Origin of the sequence: Stenotrophomonas sp. 3diitr2024, assembly GCF_042136455.1 — a bacterium.
Taxonomy (GTDB): Bacteria; Pseudomonadota; Gammaproteobacteria; order Xanthomonadales; family Xanthomonadaceae; genus Stenotrophomonas; species Stenotrophomonas sepilia.
Genome location: NZ_JBHHMJ010000475.1, coordinates 1 through 475 on the forward strand (window position 1 = coordinate 1; position 475 = coordinate 475).

Annotated in this window: 1 protein-coding gene and 1 pseudogene; one reads left to right on the forward strand and one right to left on the reverse strand. The window is 65.5% G+C overall.

What is annotated here, in order from left to right:
• Positions 1 to 36 precede the first annotated feature (36 nt).
• On the forward strand, positions 37 to 279 hold the full coding sequence (locus ABGA94_RS12085; RefSeq protein ID WP_375367390.1) for a hypothetical protein: 243 nt from the start codon (positions 37 to 39) through the stop codon (positions 277 to 279).
• Here ABGA94_RS12085 and ABGA94_RS12090 read toward each other — a convergent pair.
• A pseudogene (locus ABGA94_RS12090) lies at positions 228 to 475 on the reverse strand (hypothetical protein); the annotation flags it as partial. The gene ABGA94_RS12085 and the pseudogene ABGA94_RS12090 sit on opposite strands and share 52 nt — an antisense overlap.

Below are 475 nucleotides of genomic sequence, written 5' to 3' on the forward strand. Positions count from 1 at the left end.
GTGCTGCCGCTGTTCAAGCGCGGCGGCAAGCTGTTCGTGGGCACCAGCAACCCGACGCATTCGCTGGACGAGATCAAGTTCCACACCAACCTGGTGGTGGAGCCGATCCTGGTGGATGAAGACCAGATCCGCCGCACGGCCGTATCGTCCAAGCGCAGGATGCGGTCGCCGCTGCGCACGCCGAAGCGGGCTTCCGGACGCACGGCTTCCACCCGTACCTGGCCCTCGGTCGAACGGGCGTGCATCTTGTCGTCGACCAGGTGGTTCAGCTTCAGGTAGTGCATGTAACCGACGGTGGTATGGCGGTCGAAGGCTTCACCGGTGCGGCCGTCGTACAGCTGGGTCTTGAAGTTGCCATCGGCATCGACCACCACCGGCTGTGCGTTGAGCACGCTGTCGCCACGCAGCAGGCTGACCTTCTGGCCCGGCACGAAGCCACGGCCGACCACGTCGGCGGTGCTGCCGGGAATCACGT